The 5886-nt window shown below is 66.2% G+C and carries 7 protein-coding genes; all 7 read left to right on the top strand.

Annotated elements, in window-relative coordinates; all coding sequences use genetic code 11:
- Window positions 1–118, top strand: a 118-nt coding sequence (locus tag AC1DQP_RS15065; RefSeq protein ID WP_478051915.1) for a nucleoside-diphosphate kinase, incomplete at its 5' end; no start/stop codon positions are given.
- Window positions 119–128: 10 nt separating this feature from the next.
- Window positions 129–1334 carry a dual-specificity RNA methyltransferase RlmN gene (rlmN, locus tag AC1DQP_RS15060; RefSeq protein WP_478051914.1) on the top strand — a complete coding sequence of 402 codons (1206 nt, stop codon included), beginning with the start codon at window positions 129–131 and terminating at the stop codon, window positions 1332–1334.
- Window positions 1321–2118, top strand: coding sequence for a type IV pilus biogenesis/stability protein PilW (gene pilW, locus AC1DQP_RS15055; protein ID WP_457318647.1), 798 nt, complete (start codon window positions 1321–1323; stop codon window positions 2116–2118). The genes rlmN and pilW overlap by 14 nt, the downstream gene beginning before the upstream one ends.
- 6 nt (window positions 2119–2124) lie before the next feature.
- A complete protein-coding gene (locus tag AC1DQP_RS15050; RefSeq protein ID WP_457318648.1) occupies window positions 2125–2994 on the top strand; it encodes a helix-turn-helix domain-containing protein in 870 nt (289 codons plus the stop codon).
- A gap of 59 nt (window positions 2995–3053) precedes the next feature.
- Entirely contained in the window at window positions 3054–3692 is a 639-nt protein-coding gene (locus tag AC1DQP_RS15045; protein WP_457318649.1) for a YfgM family protein, read from the top strand.
- Window positions 3692–4900, top strand: a complete 1209-nt coding sequence (gene bamB / locus AC1DQP_RS15040) for an outer membrane protein assembly factor BamB (RefSeq protein ID WP_478051913.1) — start codon at window positions 3692–3694, stop codon at window positions 4898–4900. The genes AC1DQP_RS15045 and bamB overlap by 1 nt, the downstream gene beginning before the upstream one ends.
- Window positions 4901–4912: 12 nt before the next feature.
- A partial coding sequence (gene der, locus AC1DQP_RS15035; RefSeq protein ID WP_478051912.1) for a ribosome biogenesis GTPase Der occupies window positions 4913–5886 on the top strand: 974 nt, incomplete at its 3' end.

Below are 5886 nucleotides of genomic sequence, written 5' to 3'. Positions count from 1 at the left end.
CCGCGCCGACTTCGCCGAATCCATCGATGCCAATGCCGCCCACGGCTCGGACTCGGTCGAGAACGCCGCGATCGAAATCGCCTACTTCTTTGCCGCGACCGAAGTCGTCTCGCGCTGAGAGTGATGCCGTGAACGAGGTCGTACAGCCAACCGCCATCCCCGTCGTGCTCGTCCCGAGCATGCCGGTGGCCAAGCAGAACCTGCTCGACCTCGATCGCGAGGGTCTGGAGCGCTTCTTCGCCGACACGCTCGGCGAAGCGCGCTACCGCGCCCATCAGGTGATGAAGTGGATCCACCACCACTACGTCACCGATTTCGATGAGATGACCGACCTGGGCAAGGCGCTGCGCGCCAAGCTCAAGCAGCATGCCGAGGTCCTGGTCCCGAACATCGTGTTCGACAAACCCTCCGCCGACGGCACCCACAAGTGGCTGCTGGCGATGGGCAGCGATGGCAAGAACGCCATCGAAGCGGTCTACATCCCGGACAAGAACCGCGGCACGCTGTGCGTGTCCTCGCAGGTCGGCTGCGCGCTGAACTGCACGTTCTGTTCGACCGCCACCCAGGGCTTCAACCGCAACCTCTCCACCGCCGAAATCATCGGGCAGGTGTGGGTGGCCGCGCGTCATCTGGGCAACATCCCGCACAAGCAGCGTCGTCTCACCAATGTGGTGATGATGGGCATGGGCGAGCCGTTGATGAATTTCGACAACGTCGTGCGCGCCATGAGCGTGATGCGCGACGACCTGGGCTACGGCCTGGCCAACAAGCGCGTGACCCTGTCGACCTCCGGCCTGGTGCCGCAGATCGATCGGCTGTCGGCGGAAAGCGATGTGTCTCTGGCGGTGTCGCTGCACGCGGCCAACGATGCGCTGCGCGAGACGCTGGTCCCGCTGAACAAGAAGTACCCGATCGCCGAGCTGATGGCCTCGTGCGCGCGCTACCTGCGCGCCAACAAGCGCCGCGAATCGGTCACCTTCGAATACACCCTGATGAAGGGCATCAACGACCAGCCCGAGCATGCCCGGCAGTTGGCGCGGCTGATGCGCCAGTTCGACAACGCCGTGCAGGCCTCGCACGCAGGCAAGGTCAACCTGATTCCGTTCAATCCGTTCCCGGGCACGCGCTACGAGCGTTCCGGCGATACCGAAATCCGCGCGTTCCAGAAGATCCTGCTGGATGCGCAGGTGCTCACCATGGTGCGACGCACCCGTGGCGACGACATCGATGCCGCCTGTGGCCAGCTCAAGGGCCAGGTGCTGGATCGCACGCGTCGCCAGGCCGAGTTCAACAAGACATTGCAGGAAGGGAAGAGCCGGGATGCCGCTGCCTGAAATCCGATTGCCAGCCGTTGTTTTCATCGCGCTGGCATTGGTCGGCTGCGGTAAACAAGGTATCAGGCCGCCCACCGGGAATTTGGCGGTCGCGCCGGTGTACGAGGTCCGCGACAACGCGTCGATCCGGCAGCGGGTCGGTTACCAGGACCAGATGACCCTGGCCACCGAAGCGTTCCGCGCCGGCCAGGCCCAGGCGGCGGAAAAGAAGGCGCGCGCGGCGGTGAAGATCGATGGCAGCCGCCCGGACGCGTACCTGCTGCTGGCCAACATCGCCAGCCAGCGCGGTGCCGACACCGAGGCCGGCACCCTGTACCGCAAGGCCGTCGACGTGGCGCCGGGGCAGGGCGATGCACTCAACAACTATGGCGCCTGGCTATGTACGCATGGCCAGGCCGCCGAATCGCTGGTCTGGTTCGACCGCGCCATGGCGGCCCCCGGCTACGCCACGCCGGGCTCGGCGCTGGCCAATGCCGGTGGCTGCGCGCTCGATGCGGGGCAGTCCGAACGGGCCGCCCGCGACCTGCGCCGCGCCATCGAACTGGACCCGACCAACGCCTATGCCCTCGAGTCGATGGCTCGCAGCGAGTTCGCCCAAGGCCGGTATTTCGAGGCCCGGGCCTTCTCGCAACGTCGTCTCGCGGCTGCACCGGCCACACGTTCCGTGTTACAACTTGCGTCTCAAATCGAGGCGCAGCTCGGCGACGACGTGGCATCCGGTCGCTATCTGCAGCGAATTCGCAACGAATTTCCGCAGGATGCGGCACCTAATCCCCGGGGTTGAAGCATTGTGATTGATGACCAGACTGTGAACGCTTTTGATACCGCCGCCGGCTGTGGAGCTCGTCTCCGGCAGGCGCGGGAAGCGGCAGGACTGACGCTCGAAGCAGTGGGGCAGCAGTTGCACATGCCGATGCAGGTCGTGAAATCGCTTGAAGAAGAGCAGTGGCAGCGCCTCGGCGCGCCGGTGTTCGTGCGCGGCCAGCTGCGCAGTTACGCGCGGCTGCTCAAGGTCGACCTGGGCGACGTGCTGGAACAGGCCCGGATCGGGCCGGTGGTCCCGCCGCAGCTGGTCAGCCATACGCACACCCCGCGGGCGCGCCGCATCGCCGAGAGTCTCGGCCGCCGGGTGCTGTATGTCGGTATCACCGCCGTGCTGGCGGTGCCGGTGTGGTTTGCCACCCGTGGTCATTTCGATGGCAGCGCCGCCGCGCCCAGTACCGCCTCGCTGGACGTTGTACCGGCAGCGGTTCCGATGAGCGGCAGTCCGGCCCCGGCCGAGTCGGTCCACCCGGACGCGGCTCCGATCGTGGCTACCCCGGCCGCGCCGTCGGCGCCTTACCTGGCCTCGTTGACACCCGTGCCGCGCCCGGCCACCGCCGCGACGGCACCGACCGGTGCGCTCAGCCTGCAGTTCAAGGGCGACAGTTGGGTGGACATCGCCGCCCCGGACGGCAGTACCGTCGAAAAGGCCCTGATCAAGTCCGGCGACACCCGCAGCTTCAGCCCCGGCCAGGTCGGGCGCATGACGCTCGGCAACGCGTCGGCGGTCGAGGTTCAGCAGGCCGGCACTATCGTCGACCTTTCGCCCTACCAGCGAGCCAACGTGGCACGCTTTACGGTATCCTCTGACGGCTCCGTGGCCCCAGTTCCGCACTGAGCCGCGTTTCCCAATCCAATTCAAACAGCTCCTCCTTCACAGGCGGGGCGAGAGTACGCATGGCGATCGACGACCTGCTCGACGAGCACGAACAAAGTGAACGCGTCCGCGGCTGGCTGCGGAAGAACGGTGTCAGCATCCTCGCCGGTGTGGCGATCGCGATCGGCGGCATCGCCGGTTGGCAGTGGTGGCAGAAGGAGCACAGCAACTCGCTTGCTGGTGCCAATGTCCAGTACCAGGCGGTGCTCAAGCACCTGCAGGACAAGAACCTGGCGGAAGCGGCCAAGGGCGTGAAGGCGCTCGACGACGGCAAGGCCAACATCTATTCGGACCTGGCTGCGCTGCAGCTGGCCAAGGCCCAGGTCGAAGCCGGCAAGAATGATGACGCGCTGGCGACCCTGCGCGCGATCAAGGCCGACCCGGAGTTCCAGCCGGTCATCGAGCAGCGCATCGCGCGCCTGCTGCTGGCCACCGGCAAGCATGACGAGGCGCTCAAGGCGCTCGGCGACGCCACCGACAGCGCCAGCCTGGAAATCCATGGCGACGTGTTGATGGCGCAGGGCAAGCGTGATGCTGCCCGGCAACAGTATGAGAAGGCGCTCAAGACGCTGGACGTGGCAGCGCCGCAGCGGCGTCTGCTTGAAACCAAAGTGACGGATGCCGGTGGCAACGTCACCGATGCTGCGGAGTCGGTGTAATGAAGCAGATGGTCATGATCAAGCGCGTTGCCACCCTGGTCCTGTTGGGCGTGGCGTTGTCCGGCTGCACCACCGTCAAGGGGTGGTTCGCCGGTAAGGACGCGGCCGCCAAGAAGGCCCTCGAGCCGGCGGAACTGGTGAAGTTCGAGCCGACCGTCAAGGTCGACAAGCTCTGGAGCGTCAACGTCGGCAAGGGCGAGAAGCGCATCGGCGTGCGCCAGGGCCCGGCCGTGGCCGATGGCCGCGTGTATGCGGCGGCGRTCTACGGTGGCGTGCACGCCATCGACCTGCAGACCGGCAAGAAGGTCTGGACCTGGGAGCCGGCCAAGGAAAAGAAGAAGCCCAAGCTGCGCCTGTCCGGTGGTCCCGGCGTCGGCGAAGGCCTGGTGGTGATCGGTACGCTTGATGGCCAGGTGATCGCCCTCGATGCCAACGACGGCACCGAAAAGTGGCGTGGCAAGGTGACCGGCGAAGTGATTTCCGCCCCGGCCGTTGGCCAGGGCATGGTGTTCGTCCGCAGCAACGACGGTCGCGTGACCGCGCTGGACGCCGGCAACGGCACCCAGCGTTGGTTCAACCCGCGCGAGCTGCCGGCACTGACCGTGCGTGGCAATGCGGCGGTGGTGGCCGGCCCGGGCGTGCTGTTCATCGGCAACGACGACGGCAGCGTGTCTGCGCTGGCGATGACCGACGGCCGCACCGTGTGGGACCAGATGGTCGCCAACGGTGAAGGCCGCACCGAGCTGGAGCGCATGTCCGACGTGGACGGCGCCCCGGTGCTGGAAGGCAATACGCTGTTCGTGAGCAGCTTCAAGAGCCAGACCATGGCGATCGAAGGCCCGACCGGCCGTCCGCTGTGGACCCGTGACCATGGTGGCGCCGGTGGCGTGGCCCTGACCTCGGGCAATGTGTTCGTCACCGACAACAAGGGCGGCGTGTTCGGCCTGGACAAGAACAGTGGCACCGCGATGTGGTCGCAGACCGGCCTGGCCCGGCGCTCGCTGACCGGTCCGGCACTGCAGGGCGACTATATCGTGGTCGGCGACTACAAGGGGTATCTGCACTGGTTGCGGACCGACAATGGCGAGTTCGCAGCTCGCGCCAAAAGTGGCGGCGACGCCCTGCTGGCGCAACCGGTAGCCGCCGATGGGATTCTGCTGGTGCAGAACGTTGATGGAAAGCTGACCGCATTCCGGTTGGCACAATAAGGAGTTACCGCGATGCTGCCCTTGGTCGCCCTGGTTGGACGGCCGAATGTCGGCAAGTCCACGCTGTTCAATGCGTTTACCCGTACGCGCGACGCGCTGGTCCATGACCAGCCCGGCGTGACCCGGGACCGTAATTACGGTGTTTGTCGTCTTAACGAAGACCACCCGTTCCTGGTGGTCGATACCGGCGGTATCGCCGGTGAAGAAGAAGGTCTGGCCGGTGCTACCGCCCGCCAGGCCCGCGCCGCCGCCGCCGAGGCGGATCTGATCCTGTTCGTGGTCGACGCCCGTGAGGGCCCGATGGACGACGAGATCCTCTCCTGGCTGCGCAAGCTGGCGCGCCCGACCGTGCTGTTGATCAACAAGATCGACGGCATGAACGAAGATACCGTGCGTTCGGAGTTCGCCCGCTACGGCTTCGCCGAAATGCTGACCGTGTCGGCCGCCCACCGCCAGGGTCTGGACGATCTGCTGGACGAAGTGGTGGAGCGGTTGCCGGAAGAAGGCACCACCGAAACCCTCGACAACGATCCGGACCGCGTGCGTATTGCCTTCGTCGGCCGCCCCAACGTGGGCAAGTCGACGCTGGTCAATCTGCTGCTCGGCGAAGAGCGCATGATCGCCTCCGAAGTGCCCGGTACCACCCGTGATTCGATCTCGGTGGACATGGAGCGCGACGGTCGCGAATACCGCCTGATCGACACGGCCGGCCTGCGTCGCAAGGCGCGGGTGGAGGAAGTGGTTGAGAAGTTCAGCGTGATCAAGACGCTGCAGGCCATCGAGYAGTGCCAGGTGGCCGTGCTGATGCTGGACGCGTCCGAAGGCGTCACCGACCAGGACGCCAGCGTTCTGGGCGCGGTGCTCGATGCCGGTCGTGCGCTGGTGGTGGCGATCAACAAGTGGGACGGCCTGACCGATTACCAGCGCGAGCAGGCTGAAGCGCTGGTGTCGCGCAAGCTCGGTTTCGTGCCGTGGGCCGAAGTGGT

The sequence above is a fragment of the Stenotrophomonas sp. P5_A8 genome (genome assembly GCF_056400545.1).
This window is presented reverse-complemented; position numbering and strand designations above follow the sequence as displayed.

Coding starts and splice junctions, on each gene's coding strand:
- pilW (WP_457318647.1), top strand. CDS start 1,321: ATGCCGCTGCCTGAAATCCGATTGCCAGCCGTTGTTTTCATCGCGCTG.
- AC1DQP_RS15045 (WP_457318649.1), top strand. CDS start 3,054: ATGGCGATCGACGACCTGCTCGACGAGCACGAACAAAGTGAACGCGTC.